Below are 16,545 nucleotides of genomic sequence, written 5' to 3' on the forward strand. Positions count from 1 at the left end.
CCCAAATGGGCGCATATATCCTGCGTAGATTGCTTTTGATCATCCCGACCCTTTTCGGGATCATGGTGATCAATTTCACGCTGACGCAATTCGTGCCCGGAGGCCCGATTGAACAGATCATCGCCCAGATGGAAGGCGGCGGGGATGTGTTCGAAAGCATTTCAGGCGGCGGCGATCCCGGTGGTGAAGCTGCGGGCGGTGGGGACGAGCGTTACTTGGGTGCGCGCGGTTTGCCCGAGGAGTTCATTGCCGAGCTAGAGAAAGAATTCGGCTTCGACAAGCCACCGCTTGAGCGTTTCTTCACAATGATCTGGAACTATATGCGGCTGGATTTCGGGGAAAGCTATTTCCGCTCCATCGGCGTCTTCGAATTGGTCGCCGAAAAGATGCCTGTGTCGATCACGCTGGGCCTGTGGTCGACTGTCATCGCCTATATGATCTCGATCCCCTTGGGCATTCAGAAGGCCGTGCGGGATGGGTCAAGGTTCGACACCTGGACATCGGGCATTATCATCGTGGCTTATGCCATTCCAGGATTTCTGTTCGCGATCCTTTTGCTGGTGCTGTTTGCGGGCGGATCGTATTTACAATGGTTCCCGCTGCGCGGCCTAACGTCAGACAATTGGTCCGAGCTTTCGTTGTGGGGCAAAGTCGTTGATTACTTCTGGCACATCACTTTGCCCGTTCTGGCATCAACCATCGCCAGCTTCGCAACCCTCACCCTGCTGACCAAGAACAGCTTTCTAGACGAAATTAAAAAGCAATACGTGGTCACTGCCCGAGCCAAGGGTCTGGCCGAAAACAAAGTGCTTTACGGTCACGTCTTCCGCAACGCCATGTTGATCGTGATTGCAGGCTTCCCATCCGTTTTCCTTGGGGTCTTCTTTGGCGGATCGGTGATCATCGAAACGCTCTTCTCGCTCGATGGGCTTGGGCGACTTGGGTACGAAGCCGCGCTGGCCCGTGACTATCCGGTGATCTTCGGAACCCTCTTCGTCTTCGGCCTGTTGGGCCTTCTGGTCGGCATCCTGTCGGACCTCATGTATGTCTTCGTCGATCCACGCATCGACTTTGAAGGGCGGGAGGTCTGATCATGGCGCTATCCCCTCTGAATCAACGCCGCTGGCGCAACTTTCGCCGGAACGGCCGTGCTTTCTGGTCGCTGATCCTCTTTTCAATCCTCTTCGGCCTGTCCCTGTGTGCCGAACTGCTGTCAAACGACAAGCCAATCATGGTGAAATACGATGGCGGCTATTACATGCCAGTCTTCAAGTTCTACCCTGAAACCGAGTTCGGCGGCGACTTCAAGACCGAGGCCGTCTATGGCGATATCGAGGTGCAGTGCCTGATTATCGCACAAGGGTCCGAGGGCTGTTGGGACGCACCCGAGAACGTGATTGCAGAGGCTAAAACCGGCACCGTCGAGGGAGAGCCAATCAAAAAAGGTTGGCTGCTTTGGCCGCCGATCCCTTACAGCTACACCACGATCAATGACATTGACGGGGCCGCCCCAAGCGCCCCGGACGCCAAACACGTTCTGGGCACCGACGATACCGCACGCGACGTATTGGCCCGTGTAATCTACGGCTTCCGGCTTTCGGTCTTCTTCACCATTATTGTAACCGTTCTGACCTCGATCATCGGGATCACTGCTGGCGCTATTCAGGGTTATTTCGGCGGCTGGATTGACCTGATCTTCCAACGGATCCTCGAGATCTGGGCCTCAACCCCATCGCTCTACGTGATCATCATTCTTTTCGCGATCCTCGGGCGAAGTTTCTGGCTGTTGGTCTTTGTGACAGTCCTGTTCGGCTGGCCCGCGCTGGTCGGTGTCGTCCGCGCCGAATTCTTGCGCGCCCGCAATTTCGAGTATGTCCGCGCCGCCCGCGCGCTTGGCGTATCGAACCGCGTGATCATGTTCCGCCATGTGCTGCCCAATGCCATGGTTGCCACGCTCACCATGCTGCCCTTCATCATCACAGGCACGATCTCGACCCTTGCAACGCTGGACTTCCTTGGCTTTGGCCTACCGTCATCGGCTCCATCACTGGGCGAGCTGACACGCCAAGCCAAGCAAAACCTGCAAGCACCTTGGCTGGCCTTTACCGCCTTCATGACCTTCTCGATCCTTCTGTCACTGCTCGTCTTCATATTCGAAGGCGTGCGGGACGCGTTTGACCCAAGAAAGACCTTCCAATGAGCCTTCTGACCGTCAACAACCTGAGCGTCTCGTTCCGACAGGACGGGCAAAGCCACCCCGCCGTGCGCGGGATCAGTTTCAATGTCGAGAAAGGTGAAACCGTCGCCTTGGTGGGCGAAAGCGGGTCGGGTAAATCCGTTTCCGCCCTGTCCACCGTGTCGCTTCTGCCTGACAGCGCCGAGATCACAGGCTCCATCACCTATGAAGGGCGCGAGATGATCGGCGCGTCAAAGTCCGATCTGCGCGACGTGCGCGGCAATGACATCAGCTTTATCTTTCAAGAGCCGATGACCTCCCTGAACCCGCTGCATACGATCGAAAAGCAGATGGCGGAATCGATCCAATTGCATCAGGGGCTGAAAGGCGACGCCGTGCGCACGCGCATTCTGGAGCTTCTGGACAAGGTCGGCATTCGCGATGCGGAAACCCGGCTGCCGAACTATCCTCACCAGCTTTCTGGCGGACAGCGACAGCGTGTGATGATCGCAATGGCACTGGCCAATGGTCCCGAATTGCTAATCGCCGACGAACCCACCACAGCGCTGGACGTGACCATTCAGGCGCAAATCCTCGACCTGCTGGCGGACCTTAAGGAAAGCGAGGGGATGAGCCTGCTGTTCATCACCCACGACCTCGGTATCGTGCGCAAGATCGCAGACCGCGTCTGCGTCATGAAAGACGGCGAGATTGTCGAGACAGGCCCGACCGCCGAGGTGTTCGAGAACCCGCAGCACGAATACACCAAGATGCTTTTGGGTGCTGAGGCACATGGTCGCCCCGATCCCGTGCCCGCTGATGCGCCCGAGATCGCATCGGCTAAAGACCTGCGCATCTGGTTCCCCATTCAGCGTGGTCTGATGCGTCGCACCGTGGGCCACATCAAGGCGGTGAACGCCGCGTCGTTCAATGTGCGGGCTGGTGAAACCATAGGCATTGTGGGCGAAAGCGGATCTGGCAAGACAACGCTGGCGCTGGCCGTGATGCGGCTGATCAGCTCGGATGGACCGATTGTCTTTATGGGCGATGGCATTCAAGGGCTGAAGTCCCGCCAGTTACAGCCGCTGCGGCGCGACATGCAGATCGTGTTCCAAGACCCCTACGGATCGCTTTCCCCGCGCATGACCGCCGAAGAAATCATTGCAGAAGGCCTGTCGGTGCATGGCCTTGAGCCCGGCAGAAACCGACGTGAAATGGTGGCCGAGATTATGGAAGAGGTCGGACTGGACCCCTCCACCATGCATCGCTACCCGCACGAGTTCTCAGGCGGGCAGCGCCAGCGCATCGCCATTGCACGCGCCATGATCCTGCGCCCGAAACTGGTGGTGTTGGACGAACCAACCTCGGCGCTTGATATGACTGTACAAGTTCAGATCGTCGAGCTGTTGCGCAGTCTGCAAAAGAAACATGGGCTGGCTTATCTGTTTATCAGCCACGACCTACGTGTCGTGCGCGCATTAAGCCACAAAGTGCTGGTCATGCGTGCCGGTGACATCGTGGAAAGCGGAGACGCGGATCAAGTGTTTGACGCACCAGAAACCGAGTATACGCGCGCGCTGATGGCCGCTGCCTTCGACATGAAAGCCAGCGACGCGGTATCTCAGTAAGCGATTAGATCAGGACGGTCCCATCACCTTGCAACGCGTATTGCGCGCGTTCAGGCGACGACACGCCAGATCGGCCTGTTCTTGCGTCATGCTGACAAAGTTCGCATGCCACCCGTCCGAACGCTTCACGACTTTGCGCAGGGCTTCGTCCAACGTGTCAATCTCGCGCAGGGCGGTTTTCAGCAACCGGCGTTCCGCCTGATAGCGTGACCCCAGAACACCTACATTGATCGCATAGTGCCGGCCGCCAGACGTGGACATACGGGTCACAATCTCAGGCGTCGCATCCGCTGGCTTCGTGGCTGGTTCCAGCGACGTTAGGATAATCGCAGCAGGACGCGGCGGCGGAGAGGCCATAGCCGCTTGTGCAATCGCAGGCTCATTCCCGAAGGGTTGCACGGGCGTGGTTTCAATTGTGGGAACTAAGGCAACAGCCTCGGCCTCAGGGACCGCAGGCGTTACATCTGCAGCCGCAGCGACGGCATCTTTGATGCTGTCGGTCAAACTGGCCAACTGCGTATCAACGACTGGCTCTTCAGCTGCGACAGGTCGGGGCGCTGGGCGCGGGCTGCGTTTGACGGCGGTGATCAGACGGATGGTCTTTCCTGCTGCCCCTGGCTCAACCCGTTCGGTCGGCGCAGCTGGGCTGGCACCACCCACATTCCCAGCATACAAAGGCGGAGCAGGCTTACGTACGGCAGCCCGGCTGGGTGCGCGGCGGAACCCAAGGTCCATCAGCTCTGCCACTTTTGCGTTACGAGATGCGGTGGATCGTCCACCAAATACGGTTGTGATGATCCGCTCTTGCCCGCGTTCGGCCGACGCAACAAGGTTGAACCCCGCAGCATTGGTAAACCCGGTCTTGATGCCATCCGCACCCTTGTAGCTGTTCAGGAAACGGCGGTTGGTGTTGTTCACGGATTTCATCCCCGCATGGGTCGAACGGCGCGAAAACAGGTTGTAGTAACCGGGATGATCATAAAACAGGTGGCGACCAAGCGTGGTCATATCACGTGCGGTCGACAAGTGTCCGCTTTCAGTAAGGCCATGGGCGTTTTTGAAATGCGTCCGCGTCATGCCCAGCGCTTTGGCGGTGCGGTTCATGCGGCGCGCAAATGCAGCCTCGGACCCCGAGATCGCAATTCCGATTGCCGTGGCGGCGTCATTTGCGGATTTCACAGCGGCAGCGCGGATCAGATAGCGCAGTTTAATTTTCTGTCCCTTGCGCAGGCCCAGCTTCGACGGGGGCTCTGCCGCAGCCTTGGATGTGATGGTCACAACCGTATCGGCGGAGATTTCGCCATGCTTAATGGCTTCAAACGCGACATACAGCGTCATCATTTTGGTCAGAGAGGCCGGATGCAACCGGGTATCGGCATTGCGCGCGTGCAGCACTTTACCAGTACGCGCATCAATGACCATCGCCGCATAGGGCGCAGCTTGCGCGCGCGCGGACATGGAGAAAACCATACAGCCAATAACTGCAAGAAATAGCCCGAAACGGGCCAACTGCTTTAAACGCGTCATCACGACGGTTACCTTTTCTGCCTCAATCGCCAGATCTTTTTGTCCAGCTGATTTGTTTTTTTCAGGCTAGCACGCAGGAAACGTTTGGGAAACCGCTTATTTTCAAAGCTCTACAGCGTGGCTTGCAGGTCACGTCCAGCTTTAAAACGCCAAATGTAGGGGCGCGCTTTCAACCTGCCCACAACATCTGCCCACATTTCAACTTTGATCAGACAATGGTTCGGGCAAAAATCCGCGCTTGATTTGCCACATCCCGCAGATGCACAGAAACCAATTGTTGAGGCTTGCGCCCCTATTTTGTATGAGCCAAGCCGAATACCTTGCCCCTTCCCCTTTTCAGGGCGCAGGCAGAACATATATTGTGTGACCCGGATGCCTTTGACTGCAACCCAAGGAGCGATGTCTATATGACAACATCCCCATTCATCCTGTCCTCGGGTCACCCCGATGATGACGGCGAGGCTGGCCTTGCAGTTGCGACAAAGCCCAAGACCAAACGCCCGCCGATGTACAAGGTGCTTTTGCTGAACGATGACTTCACCCCGATGGAGTTTGTTGTCATGGTTTTGGAGCGGTTCTTCGGTATGAACCATTCACAAGCGTTCGAGCTAATGTTGACGGTGCACAAAAAGGGCCTGGCTGTTGCCGGTGTCTTTTCCTACGAGATCGCCGAGACAAAGGTCACGCAGGTCATGCAGCTTGCACGGGAACATCAACACCCGCTGCAATGCACCATGGAAAAGGAATGACCGCCGCGCGCGGGCTTTAAGATGCTTCAGACACGTTTGCCCATTGCCCTTGATGATGGGCTGATCACGCTGCCCTCGGACGGTCCAATTCTTGTTGTTGGACCAACGACAGAACACGATTTCCCGGCCCTTCCGAAGGATCGCGTTACAATCTACAGCCAATTCTATCCAGACGTCACCTTTTGGCAGGCCCGCGGCTATAGCGTCGAATGTGAATTGCCCGAGAAAGGCTTCGCCGCCGCAGTTGTCTGCGCCCCACGATCCAAAGCGTTGGCGCAAGCATGGCTTCATGCGGCCAATCGAGCAACCGAAGGTGGGTTGGTAATTTTGGATGGCCAGAAAACCGACGGGATGGACAGTCATCTGAAAGCGCTCAAAAACCGCGCGAGAAACCTTGGGCACCTGTCAAAAGCTCATGGTAAGCTTGTTTGGTTTCAAGGGCTGGACGCAGCCGAATGGGAAACAGCGGACATTCGTTTGCCAGATGGATTTGTGACGCGACCCGGCGTGTTCTCGGCCGAAAAGATCGACAAGGGTTCCGAGGTTCTGGCCGCTGTCATGCCCGACGCGATCAACGGTCGCGTTGCCGATCTGGGTGCAGGCTGGGGGTACCTGTCGCGCCACATCCTATCGCGCGAGGGTGTCGAGGCGCTGGACCTGATCGAAGCCGACAAAGTCGCGCTGGATTGCGCGCGCCGAAACGTCGATGACCCGCGCGCACGGTTTTTTTGGGACGACGCCACCGCATTCACCCCAGACCAGCCCTATGACGTTGTGATCTCTAACCCTCCGTTCCACACAAGCCGCGCAGGTCGGCCCGAGCTGGGACAAGCTTTCATTCAATCCGCAGCCCGCATTTTGAAGCCATCGGGCCGTTTAGTCATGGTCGCAAACCGTCACCTTCCCTATGAAGACACGTTGGCCAAGCATTTCCGCGTGGTCGAGGACCTTGGCGGCACGCCGGGCTTCAAGCTTTTGGCGGGTCTGAAACTTCATCGCGCGTCGCGCTAAGATCCGCTAGGCTCGTCCGAGGGAATCGCCTCATAGACAGGAGAAACAGATGTCCTTTTCCATTGCAGGCAAGACCGCCATTGTCACCGGGGCTGCCAACGGCATCGGCCTGTCGATTGCACGCCACTTTGCCGATCACGGGGCCAATGTGATCTGTGCGGATATGGACGAAGCCGGTCTTTTGGATGAATGGGGCCCCAATCCGGATGAGGACAGCGAAGACGCTGGAAACACGCGCATCTTTGCGGGTGATCTGCGTGAAAAACTGACCATCGCCAACCTTCTATCCGCCACAATCGACGCGTTTGAGCGGGTCGATATCCTGATCAATGCCTCGCGCCAAGTTGCGCTGGCAGATCCCTTGGACGCTGACGACAAATCCATCACGACCTTGTTGAACCAAAACCTGATGACCAGCCTACGCTTAAGCCAGCTGGTCGCAAAACGTATGATTTTGCAGGGGGAAGAGCTTCACGAGGATGATCACGAAACCCCGTTGGGGGCGATCGTTAACCTGTCTTCAATTGCATCATCGCGCACGCAGCCGGGTTTGATGGCCTATTCCATTGCTTCGGCGGCTGTGGATCAGATGACCCGCTCCTTGGCGGTTGCATTGGCGCCAAATCGCATTCGCGTAAACGCCGTTTCCTTTGGATCTTTGATGAGCGCAAGCCTGCGCAACACAATCCGCGAGGAACCTGAAACCCGCGAAGACATCATCGAGGGGACGCCCTTGGGCCGCATTGCCGCCGCTTCCGAAATCACCGAAGCGGTGCAGTTCCTTGTATCAGAAGGATCAAGCTTCATGACCGGCCACATCTTGAATGTGGACGGTGGGCGCAGCCTTTTGGATGTGGTTGGAAACCCGGCGCATTAAGTGCACCGCCGTGTCCTACTTACAGTTTGGATTTTCAGATAGCAGTGCTTCACGCTCAGCTTCACGCACTTTCAAATCAGCCTTTGCCTGCTTGTATTCTTCGAAAGTCGGCAATGTAGATTCGATCTCCGGCGTGGGCAGGCAAACTCTGACCATCGGCGCAAATCCCTTGCAAACCTTTAAGGCACTCGAAACTTTGACCGGAGGATTCTGGGTCTGATAGCCACGCTCTATCTCGGTTTTCAGGCTGGAAATCTCTTTCTCAAGCTCCTTGGTTTTATCAGCAATCATAGGGGGGCACTGAGAAGAGACTGGCTTTGCAGAAACCTGCGGTGTCGAGGTTGATTGACATCCGGCAAGGAAAAAAGCCGCAGTTGTCACCGATAGCAAAACTCGCATGGATCACCTCTGTTACTCCGCAAATACTTTGAACCTGCCTCTTGATAACGCACTCCCCCCTTTGCCGCAGGGGGAAATGCTGATAGCTCCTCCCCAACAGAATTGAATGCAGAAAGCGGAGCCTTTCATGACCGACCAAATGACCGCACAAAAGGAACAGGCCAGCGCGTGGTTCCGCACCCTGCGAGACGAGATTGTTGCCGCATTCGAGGCCCTGGAAGACAGCCAGGTGGACGGTCCCTTTTCCGCTGAACCCGCCGGACGGTTTGAGGTCACAGAAACCACCCGACAGTCTGACGACGGATCCGATGCAGGCGGCGGATTGATGAGCGTCATGCGCGGTGGCCGGGTGTTTGAGAAGGTCGGCGTAAATGTCTCGACCGTTTATGGCACGCTTGGTAAGCCCGCACAGCAAGCCATGGCCGCACGCGGTGTGCCGGGGATCGAAGAGGACCCGCGTTTCTGGGCCTCGGGCATTTCGCTGGTGGCGCATATGCAAAACCCGCACAGCCCCGCCGTTCACATGAACACACGCATGTTCTGGACGCCGGGCGCGTGGTGGTTTGGTGGCGGCTCCGATCTGAACCCTTGCATCGAATATGACGAAGACACCGCACACTTCCATGACGTGCAAAAGCAGCATTTGGATCCGCATGGTGAGGCACTTTATCCCGAGCTAAAAGCTTGGGCGGACGAGTATTTCTATGTCCCGCACCGGGGCCGCGCCCGTGGTGTGGGCGGTATTTTCATGGATGACCGCAACACAGGTGACTGGGCCGCCGATTTCGCACTGACACAAGACATTGGCCGCGCCTTCTTGCCCGCCTTCCTTCCGATCACAGAAAAGCGGCGCGATACGCCGTGGGACGAGGCCGACAGGGACACGCAGCTCGTGCATCGCGGGCTCTATGCCGAATACAACCTTGTCTATGACCGCGGCACCAAGTTCGGGCTGGCCACTGGGCACGACGCAAACGCGGTGTTGATGAGCCTGCCGCCCTTGGCAAAATGGGTCTAACGGGTGGCGGTCGGAGACATTATTCACGTCAATGACAGCATGCAATTGGGCTATGAGTACCGCCTAGATGCACCAGAGGGCGAGGCGTTTGACCCCAGCTTCTTCCCGCACCACACCCCGGCCGAGATGCTGGCCATGGGCGTATTCGAAGGCAAATACATGAACGATTGCCGGGAAGAGTTTCCCTCCGGTTGGTTCGAAAGCGCAAAGCTGTCGGATGAGCCCAACCCCTCGGTCAACTATTTTGGCATCAAAAGCCGCCAGCCATTGTCAGTTTGGCGCGAGAAAGGCTGGATCATCGGCCCAGACCCGCGCGGATGGTTTCAATGGTATTGTCGTTACCATATGGGCCGGCGCCTTCCCGACACGGATGCAGTCCAAATCAAACGTTGGCGGGCTTTTGCACGCCACGCCGGGCAAATCCGCGCCAACTGTTATCCGGGCGATATCTTTTGCAGACCACGCCAAAGACAGGCACTTCTGCAATGGGCCTATGACCCCCTGATCTGATCGACTTGCCATGCCGGCCTACACGAGGCAAATTGTCGCTAACGAAGCGAAAGGCTCATCCGTGACAAGTTTCAAGCTCGACGATTTTTTACCCTATCAACTGGCTGTATTGTCCAGCCGCATCAGCGCTGGCTTTGCGAAGCACTACCGCGACGCCTATGGCATTTCCGTATCTGAATGGCGTGTGGTGGCGCATCTAAGCCAAGCCGACAGCGTCAGCGTGCGCGAAATTCACGCACGTGTGGATATGGACAAGCCAAAGGTCAGCCGAGCGGCGTCTCGGTTAGAAGCAGCCGGGTATGTTACCAAAACGGTCAATCCAAAAGATCGCAGATTGATTGAACTGTGCCTGACGCCCAAGGGGCGCGATATGATCGAGGCATTGGCCCCAATCGCAGAAAAGTATGAGGCACAAATCAGCGCGCTTTTGGACGGGGAAGACACGGAGTTTCGCACGCGCGTGAAGCAGCTGATCAACCGTCTGGAACCCGATATCACCGCAGATGACTGATGCTTCTGACGAAGCGTTACAGAAGACAGGCACAGTTTCATAAGGCACAGTTCCCCTGATCAAAAAGGGGAAGATTCCATGTCCGATATTGTCATTCTCGACGGCGCCCGCACCGCCATTGGCGGCTTTGGCGGCAGCCTTGCAGCAACTCCACCCAGCACACTTGGAGCAACTGTCACACGCGAAGCGATGGCGCGTTCGGGTGTGGAGCCAGGTCAGATCGGACAGGTCGTTTTTGGCCACGTGATCAACACCGAGCCGCGTGACATGTATCTGTCCCGCGTCGCTATGATCGAGGCAGGCATCCCCAACACCACCCCTGCGATGAATGTGAACCGGCTTTGCGGGTCGGGCCTTCAGGCCGTGGTCTCGGCCACGCAAAACCTGATGCTGGGCGATGCCGATTTCGCCGTGGCAGGTGGCGCCGAAAACATGAGCCGGTCGCCTTACATCCTGCCTCAGGTCCGCTGGGGTCAGAAGATGGGCGACACGGGCGCGCAGGATATGATGCTGGGCGCACTGAACTGCCCATTTGGTACTGGACACATGGGGATCACGGCGGAAAACGTCGCCTCGGAACATGATGTCAGCCGCGCCGATCAGGATGCCTTTGCCTTGGAAAGCCAATCTCGCGCTGCCAAGGCGATCGAGGCCGGGCATTTCGACAGCCAGATTGTACCGATCGAAGTCAAACAACGCCGCGAAGTGGTCGAGTTCGCCCGCGACGAACATCCTAAAGCGACCACGCCTGAGGCATTGGCCGGGTTGCGCCCTGCTTTCCAAAAAGACGGGACAGTCACAGCTGGCAATGCGTCAGGCATCAATGATGGGGCCGCCGCAATGGTGTTGGCCCGCGCGGACGCCGCAGAAGCCGCCGGATTGAAACCCAAAGCGCGGATCATCGGTTATGGACTTGCAGGTGTGCGGCCCGAGGTCATGGGCATCGGTCCCGTGCCTGCGGTCGAAAATCTGTTGGCGAAAACCGGGCTTAACATCAGTGACTTCGACGTCATTGAATCGAACGAGGCTTTCGCAGCACAGGCGATTGCCGTGAACAAAGGGCTGGGGCTGGACCCGGCCAAGGTCAACCCAAACGGCGGCGCGATTGCATTGGGTCACCCTGTCGGCGCAACTGGCGCCATCATCACAATCAAAGCGCTTTATGAGTTAGAGCGTATCGGTGGCTCAAAAGCCTTGATCACGATGTGTATCGGAGGCGGGCAAGGCATCGCGCTGGCCATCGAGCGTTTGTAAAGCAGCAAAAAGAAAGGCCCGGCCGAAACACCGGGCCTTTTCTTATTTCCAGTCGAAGAAGTCGTCATCAACCCGTGACAATAGCTCTTGCGCCAATTCTCGGCCCAAGCTCGCTCCGTCAGCGATCTTGCCCGAAATCTCACCCGTTTCACTTTCAGACCCATCTGTGCGCAGGATTTCCCCGCGCAATGTCAGCGTATCGCCTTGAAGCGTGGCAAGTGCTGCAATCGGCGTCTCACAAGATCCATCAAGTGCACCAAGGAAGGATCGCTCTGCTGCCAACCGTTGGCCGGTTTCGACATCATGGATCGCGTCCAGCATGTCTCTCGCACGCATATCATCCGCGCGTCGCTCAATCCCAATGGCACCCTGAGCCACCGCATTCAGCATGACGTCTGTCGGAATGGCGGTCTTGGGAACGCCTTGGATCGCCAAACGGTTCAGCCCGGCCATAGCAAGGAACGTCGCCTCGGCAACGCCATCTTCTAGCTTTTTCAGACGGGTTTGAACATTTCCACGGAATTCAACAACTTCAAGATCTGGCCGAGTGTTTAACAGCTGGGCTTTACGTCGCAGTGAAGACGTCCCAACAACTGCGCCCTTCGGAAGGTCTGCTATGGTCCGATAGTTGATCGATACAAACGCGTCGCGCGTATCCTCGCGCGGCAAATAGCAGTCAAGCACCAGCCCCTTTGGCTGTTCAACCGGCATATCCTTCATCGAATGCACTGCAATGTCGATGCGCCCATCCAGCATCGCCTCTTCGATTTCCTTGGTGAAAAGGCCCTTGTTGCCGATTTCCTTCAAAGCCCGGTCTGCGTCGATCATCGCGCGGTCATCGCCCGTGGTATGGATCACCACAATTTCGAATGCGGCTTCGGCCAAGTCAAAAGCGGCCATCAAGCGGCGGCGCGTTTCATGCGCTTGCGCCAGTGCCAAGGGGCTGCCGCGTGTGCCAATATTCAACGGGGCGTCGGGAGTCGGAAGCGTGTAAGTCATGGCGGTTGGTTTACGCGCGAAGCCCCCCTCTGTCCATGCCTGCGACACCCCCGGCGCTTGACATCTTGCCGCGGCTTTGGGACGAGGCTTGGGACCAGACAGGAAAGGCCACCTAATGACCCAGCAAAAGACCATTCTGCGCGCACTTGCAGGCGAGACCCTTCCGACCCCTCCGATCTGGATGATGCGTCAGGCGGGGCGCTATCTGCCCGAGTATCGCGCCACGCGTGCACAAGCCGGGGATTTCCTGAAGCTCTGCTACAATCCAGAGCTGGCCGCCGAGGTCACGCTGCAGCCCATTCGCCGTTATGGCTTTGACGCCGCAATCCTATTTGCAGACATCCTGCTTCTGCCGCAGGCGCTTGGTGCCGATCTGTGGTTCGTGACCGGAGAAGGCCCGCGACTGTCGACGATCACAAGCCAAGCCGATTTCGACAAGCTGTCGGGCAAAGAAGACATTCACGAGACGCTGAACCCCATCTATGAAACCGTCCGTATCCTACGCCGCGAACTGCCGGAAGAGACCACTCTGATCGGCTTCGCCGGGATGCCGTGGACCGTGGCGACCTATATGATCGCCGGTCAGGGCACCAAGGATCAGGGTCCGGCACACGCGTTGAAGGCCGAAAACCGTCCGCTGTTCGAAGCAGTGATGGATCGCCTTACCGAAGGCACCATTGAGTATCTCTCTAAGCAAATCGAAGCAGGCGCTGAAGTGGTGAAACTGTTTGATAGCTGGGCTGGGTCGCTGAAAGGCGAAGACTTCCAGAAATATGCGGTGGAGCCAGCGCGTGTGATCACGTCTGAGCTGAAGAAACGTCACCCCGGCATTCCGGTCATCGGCTTCCCGCGTGAAGCGGGCGAAGGCTATATCGGATTTGCCAAGGCGACCGGCGTGGATTGCGTTGCGCTGGACAACTCGGTCAGCCCGGAATGGGCTGCGGCGAATGTACAGGTCGATGGCTGCGTGCAGGGCAACCTGAAGTCCAGCCACATGGTCACAGGCGGCCAGGCTCTGGTCGATGAAACCCGCGCCATCGTCGAGGCCTTCAAGAACGGCCCACATATCTTCAACCTTGGCCACGGGATCACCCCGGACGCGGATCCCGAAAATGTGCAGCTGATGATCGATACGGTTCGGGGCGGCTGAACAGGTAGAGCTACCAGCCCGCTTGCCAAATCACCCTTGCCCGTGTCTTCTGCGCGGGTTGCATTCAGGAGATCCACATGCGGGTTGGCATCATCACATTGATCGCGGCTTACGTGCTAAGTCAGTTCTATCGCGCATTTCTGGCCGTTATGACGCCCGCGCTGAAGCTGGACCTTGGCGCAACGCCAGAGGATTTGGCTCGCGCTTCCGGCGCATGGTTTCTGGTCTTTGCCTTGATGCAGATCCCGGTTGGCTGGGCTTTGGACAACATTGGACCGCGCAAAGTGGCAGCAGGCTTGTTGGCGGTTGGAGGGGCTGGCGGAGCTGCCGTTTTCGCCATGGCTTCAAGCCCGGACCATATCCTATATGCGATGATCCTGATCGGGATCGGCTGTTCTCCGGTGCTGATGGCCAGCTATTTCATCTTCGCCCGCATGTATTCACCAAAGGTCTTTGGAACTCTGGCTGGCATGGTCATTGGTATCGGGTCGCTGGGCAATATCGCAGGCGCTTTGCCTATGGCGCTGGCAGTCGAGCAATTCGGTTGGCGCGCGTGCCTATGGGCGTTAGCCGCAGTAACGCTGATTGTTGCTGCTTTGATCATGATCGCGGTGGACAACCCGCCTAAAGTCACTGCAGCAGATGGGGCGCAGAAAGGCTCTGTGCTGGATCTTCTGAAAATGCCCGCGCTATGGGCGATCTTCCCGATCATGTTCGTGAATTACACCGCTGCCGCTGGCCTTCGGGGCAGTTGGGCGGGTCCCTATTTGCGTGACGTTTACGGGCTGGATACGACAGGCATCGGCTGGGTCACCATGGCTATTGCCTTGGCAATGGTCATTGGCAGCTTTGCCTATGGACCGATGGATCGGATATTTGGCACCCGGAAATGGGTGATTTTTGCGGGCAACATGATTGCCGTCTCGATGGTGTTCTTGTTGTGGATCGCGCCCGAAGCTGGTCTCTGGCGTGTTTCACTTACGATGGCAGCCATTGGATTGTTTGCCGCGAGCTTCCCTTTGATCATGGCACATGCACGCAGCTTCTACCCGCCCCACTTGGTGGGTCGGGGAGTCACGCTTTTGAACATGTTCGGGATCGGTGGCGTAGGCATATTCCAGTATGCCTCAGCCAGTGTCTTCAAATCAGCGCAAGGCCCTGATGTGGCGGTCACGGCCCCCTATCAGGCCGTGTTCCTGTTCTTCGCCATCCCCGGCTTGATCGGGTGCCTGCTGTACTTGTTCAGTCAGGACCGCACCGATTAAGCCGACTTTTTAGGACGACGGCGACGACGCTTTCCCGCGCCTGGGTTGCCGGAAGGTTTTGGCCCCTGCCCCGAAGCGCCACGTGGTTTGCGACCACCGCCACCTCCGGCTCCACCTCCACCACCACGACGGCCACCGCCGCCTTGGCCACGTTGGGGGCGTTTTTCCTCGGCGGGACGTTTGCCGCCCAGAACTGGAATCTCGATCTTCATGACTTTCTCGATGTCACGCAGCAGGCCCAGTTCGACACCCGACACAAAGGAAATCGCATCCCCATCAGCACCCGCACGCGCGGTGCGGCCGATGCGGTGAACATAGTTATCGGCGACCTCGGGCAGGTCGAAATTATAGACATGGCTGACGCCGGGAATGTCGATCCCACGCGCGGCCACATCGGTGGCAACCAGAATACGCGCCTCGCCTGCGCGGAACGCGGCAAGTGCGCGATCACGTTGGCCTTGGCTTTTGTTGCCGTGGATCGACACCGCCTTGAAACCTTTGGTCACAAGGTGCTTCATCAGCTTCTCGGCCCCATGCTTGGTGCGCGAGAAGACGAGCGAAAGCGCCTCTTCATCATGGCTTAGAAGATCGATCAATCGGTTGATCTTCGCATTGCGGTCAGGGCAGTAGTACAGCCCCTGCGTAACCTTGTCGGCAGCCTTTCCCGGAGGCGACACCTGCACTCGGGCGGGATCGGTCAGATAGGCCTTCGACAGCTCTGCCATCAACTTGGGCATGGTCGCGGAAAACAGCATCGTTTGGCGGGGTGTTCCCAGCTCTGGTGCAATTTTGCGCAGGGCATGGATGAATCCCATATCGAGCATCTGGTCGGCCTCGTCCAACACAAGGAATGTTGCTGTGTCCAAACGGATCGATCCGCGGTCCATCAGGTCAATAAGGCGACCTGGCGTGGCGACAAGAATATCAATCCCTGGAGCCAACATATTAATCTGTTTGTTGATCGACATGCCGCCGACCACGGTGCGGACTTTCAAGTGAGTGCCCTGTACATAAAGGCGCAGGTTGTCAGCGATTTGGTTGACCAGTTCGCGGGTCGGGGCCAGCACAAGCGCTTTCACCGATTTGGGTTGCCGCTTGTCGTGGTTGCTTAAAAGCTGGTGGATCAGCGGCAGGCCAAAGGCCGCCGTCTTGCCTGTGCCGGTTTGGGCAAGGCCCATCACGTCACGGCCTTCCAAAACCAGCGGAATTGCCTGAATTTGAATTGGGGTCGGGGTTTCGTAGCCTGCTTCCGTCACGGCTGCGACCAGTTTCGGGTCGAGCCCGAGATCTGCAAATTTTGTCATCATCGTCTTTCTGGCGCACGCATGGGTGCACCGCTGTCACGCGGGTGGGGCACGAACGCCCATCGCTTAGGTTTGCAGCAGAAGCTCGCGGCCGGGCCGAATGCCCAAACGCCGATCTGACCGCTAGAACCCCGCGTGATTTGGGAACTTGTGGAAAGGACTGTCTG

General features: G+C 57.6%; 16 protein-coding genes. 12 read left to right on the forward strand and 4 right to left on the reverse strand.

What is annotated here, in order from left to right:
- The first annotated feature begins 5 nt into the window (after nucleotides 1–5).
- The 3 genes from yejB to MWU55_RS00360 are packed head-to-tail and all read left to right on the forward strand — an operon-like array spanning nucleotide 6 to nucleotide 3,804.
- Nucleotides 6–1,091: a microcin C ABC transporter permease YejB gene (gene yejB / locus MWU55_RS00350; RefSeq protein ID WP_246933664.1), complete on the forward strand. Its 1,086-nt coding sequence runs from the start codon at nucleotides 6–8 to the stop codon at nucleotides 1,089–1,091.
- A gap of 2 nt (nucleotides 1,092–1,093) precedes the next feature.
- Entirely contained in the window at nucleotides 1,094–2,200 is a 1,107-nt protein-coding gene (locus tag MWU55_RS00355; RefSeq protein ID WP_246933666.1) for an ABC transporter permease, read from the forward strand.
- Nucleotides 2,197–3,804, forward strand: a complete 1,608-nt coding sequence (locus MWU55_RS00360) for an ABC transporter ATP-binding protein (RefSeq protein ID WP_246933669.1) — start codon at nucleotides 2,197–2,199, stop codon at nucleotides 3,802–3,804. The genes MWU55_RS00355 and MWU55_RS00360 overlap by 4 nt, the downstream gene beginning before the upstream one ends.
- 9 nt (nucleotides 3,805–3,813) lie before the next feature.
- On the opposite strand, the gene MWU55_RS00365 is transcribed toward MWU55_RS00360, so the two are convergent.
- Nucleotides 3,814–5,274, reverse strand: a complete 1,461-nt coding sequence (locus MWU55_RS00365) for a D-alanyl-D-alanine carboxypeptidase family protein (RefSeq protein WP_246933730.1) — start codon at nucleotides 5,272–5,274, stop codon at nucleotides 3,814–3,816.
- Nucleotides 5,275–5,738: 464 nt separating this feature from the next.
- Here MWU55_RS00365 and clpS point away from each other — a divergent pair, with 464 nt between their 5' ends.
- From clpS to MWU55_RS00380, 3 genes are read left to right on the forward strand one after another with little or no spacing between them, the layout of a single operon-like run.
- Complete coding sequence (gene clpS / locus MWU55_RS00370; RefSeq protein WP_246927486.1) at nucleotides 5,739–6,080, forward strand: ATP-dependent Clp protease adapter ClpS; 342 nt, start codon at nucleotides 5,739–5,741, stop codon at nucleotides 6,078–6,080.
- Between the two features lie 21 nt (nucleotides 6,081–6,101).
- Nucleotides 6,102–7,091, forward strand: a complete 990-nt coding sequence (locus MWU55_RS00375) for a class I SAM-dependent methyltransferase (RefSeq protein WP_246933671.1) — start codon at nucleotides 6,102–6,104, stop codon at nucleotides 7,089–7,091.
- A gap of 49 nt (nucleotides 7,092–7,140) precedes the next feature.
- The gene (locus tag MWU55_RS00380; RefSeq protein ID WP_246933673.1) at nucleotides 7,141–7,968 is read left to right on the forward strand and encodes an SDR family oxidoreductase; all 828 of its coding nucleotides are present in this window, start codon (nucleotides 7,141–7,143) and stop codon (nucleotides 7,966–7,968) included.
- 15 nt (nucleotides 7,969–7,983) lie between these two features.
- On the opposite strand, the gene MWU55_RS00385 is transcribed toward MWU55_RS00380, so the two are convergent.
- Nucleotides 7,984–8,259, reverse strand: coding sequence for a hypothetical protein (locus tag MWU55_RS00385; protein WP_246933674.1), 276 nt, complete (start codon nucleotides 8,257–8,259; stop codon nucleotides 7,984–7,986).
- 235 nt (nucleotides 8,260–8,494) lie between these two features.
- Between MWU55_RS00385 and hemF the strand changes: the two genes are divergently transcribed.
- From hemF to MWU55_RS00405, 4 genes are all read left to right on the forward strand, one after another.
- Nucleotides 8,495–9,385, forward strand: a complete 891-nt coding sequence (hemF, locus tag MWU55_RS00390; RefSeq protein ID WP_246933675.1) for an oxygen-dependent coproporphyrinogen oxidase — start codon at nucleotides 8,495–8,497, stop codon at nucleotides 9,383–9,385.
- Between the two features lie 3 nt (nucleotides 9,386–9,388).
- A complete protein-coding gene (locus MWU55_RS00395; RefSeq protein ID WP_246933676.1) occupies nucleotides 9,389–9,895 on the forward strand; it encodes a hypothetical protein in 507 nt (168 codons plus the stop codon).
- A 10-nt stretch (nucleotides 9,896–9,905) separates the two neighbouring features.
- Complete coding sequence (locus tag MWU55_RS00400) at nucleotides 9,906–10,406, forward strand: MarR family winged helix-turn-helix transcriptional regulator (protein ID WP_246933677.1); 501 nt, start codon at nucleotides 9,906–9,908, stop codon at nucleotides 10,404–10,406.
- 78 nt (nucleotides 10,407–10,484) lie between these two features.
- Nucleotides 10,485–11,660, forward strand: coding sequence for an acetyl-CoA C-acyltransferase family protein (locus tag MWU55_RS00405; RefSeq protein ID WP_246933678.1), 1,176 nt, complete (start codon nucleotides 10,485–10,487; stop codon nucleotides 11,658–11,660).
- 42 nt (nucleotides 11,661–11,702) lie between these two features.
- Here MWU55_RS00405 and hemC read toward each other — a convergent pair whose 3' ends face one another.
- Entirely contained in the window at nucleotides 11,703–12,659 is a 957-nt protein-coding gene (gene hemC / locus MWU55_RS00410) for a hydroxymethylbilane synthase (RefSeq protein ID WP_246933679.1), read from the reverse strand.
- Between the two features lie 115 nt (nucleotides 12,660–12,774).
- Between hemC and hemE the strand changes: the two genes are divergently transcribed.
- Together hemE and MWU55_RS00420 are read left to right on the forward strand one after the other, a co-directional pair.
- Entirely contained in the window at nucleotides 12,775–13,809 is a 1,035-nt protein-coding gene (gene hemE / locus MWU55_RS00415; RefSeq protein WP_246933682.1) for a uroporphyrinogen decarboxylase, read from the forward strand.
- A 77-nt stretch (nucleotides 13,810–13,886) separates the two neighbouring features.
- Nucleotides 13,887–15,074, forward strand: a complete 1,188-nt coding sequence (locus tag MWU55_RS00420; protein ID WP_246933684.1) for an MFS transporter — start codon at nucleotides 13,887–13,889, stop codon at nucleotides 15,072–15,074.
- On the opposite strand, the gene MWU55_RS00425 is transcribed toward MWU55_RS00420, so the two are convergent.
- Entirely contained in the window at nucleotides 15,071–16,378 is a 1,308-nt protein-coding gene (locus MWU55_RS00425) for a DEAD/DEAH box helicase (protein ID WP_246933686.1), read from the reverse strand. The genes MWU55_RS00420 and MWU55_RS00425 overlap by 4 nt on opposite strands.
- Nucleotides 16,379–16,545 lie beyond the last annotated feature (167 nt).

The organism is Aliiroseovarius sp. F20344, from assembly GCF_023016155.1.
Taxonomy (GTDB): Bacteria; Pseudomonadota; Alphaproteobacteria; order Rhodobacterales; family Rhodobacteraceae; genus Aliiroseovarius.

What these genes read in the sequence shown, in the direction of transcription:
- yejB (WP_246933664.1), top strand. Translation starts at nt 6, where the DNA reads ATGGGCGCATATATCCTGCGTAGATTGCTTTTGATCATCCCGACCCTT.
- MWU55_RS00355 (WP_246933666.1), top strand. Translation starts at nt 1,094, where the DNA reads ATGGCGCTATCCCCTCTGAATCAACGCCGCTGGCGCAACTTTCGCCGG.
- MWU55_RS00360 (WP_246933669.1), top strand. Translation starts at nt 2,197, where the DNA reads ATGAGCCTTCTGACCGTCAACAACCTGAGCGTCTCGTTCCGACAGGAC.
- MWU55_RS00365 (WP_246933730.1), bottom strand. Translation starts at nt 5,274, where the DNA reads ATGGTTTTCTCCATGTCCGCGCGCGCGCAAGCTGCGCCCTATGCGGCG.
- clpS (WP_246927486.1), top strand. Translation starts at nt 5,739, where the DNA reads ATGACAACATCCCCATTCATCCTGTCCTCGGGTCACCCCGATGATGAC.
- MWU55_RS00375 (WP_246933671.1), top strand. Translation starts at nt 6,102, where the DNA reads ATGCTTCAGACACGTTTGCCCATTGCCCTTGATGATGGGCTGATCACG.
- MWU55_RS00380 (WP_246933673.1), top strand. Translation starts at nt 7,141, where the DNA reads ATGTCCTTTTCCATTGCAGGCAAGACCGCCATTGTCACCGGGGCTGCC.
- MWU55_RS00385 (WP_246933674.1), bottom strand. Translation starts at nt 8,259, where the DNA reads ATGATTGCTGATAAAACCAAGGAGCTTGAGAAAGAGATTTCCAGCCTG.
- hemF (WP_246933675.1), top strand. Translation starts at nt 8,495, where the DNA reads ATGACCGACCAAATGACCGCACAAAAGGAACAGGCCAGCGCGTGGTTC.
- MWU55_RS00400 (WP_246933677.1), top strand. Translation starts at nt 9,906, where the DNA reads ATGCCGGCCTACACGAGGCAAATTGTCGCTAACGAAGCGAAAGGCTCA.
- MWU55_RS00405 (WP_246933678.1), top strand. Translation starts at nt 10,485, where the DNA reads ATGTCCGATATTGTCATTCTCGACGGCGCCCGCACCGCCATTGGCGGC.
- hemC (WP_246933679.1), bottom strand. Translation starts at nt 12,659, where the DNA reads ATGACTTACACGCTTCCGACTCCCGACGCCCCGTTGAATATTGGCACA.
- hemE (WP_246933682.1), top strand. Translation starts at nt 12,775, where the DNA reads ATGACCCAGCAAAAGACCATTCTGCGCGCACTTGCAGGCGAGACCCTT.
- MWU55_RS00420 (WP_246933684.1), top strand. Translation starts at nt 13,887, where the DNA reads ATGCGGGTTGGCATCATCACATTGATCGCGGCTTACGTGCTAAGTCAG.
- MWU55_RS00425 (WP_246933686.1), bottom strand. Translation starts at nt 16,378, where the DNA reads ATGACAAAATTTGCAGATCTCGGGCTCGACCCGAAACTGGTCGCAGCC.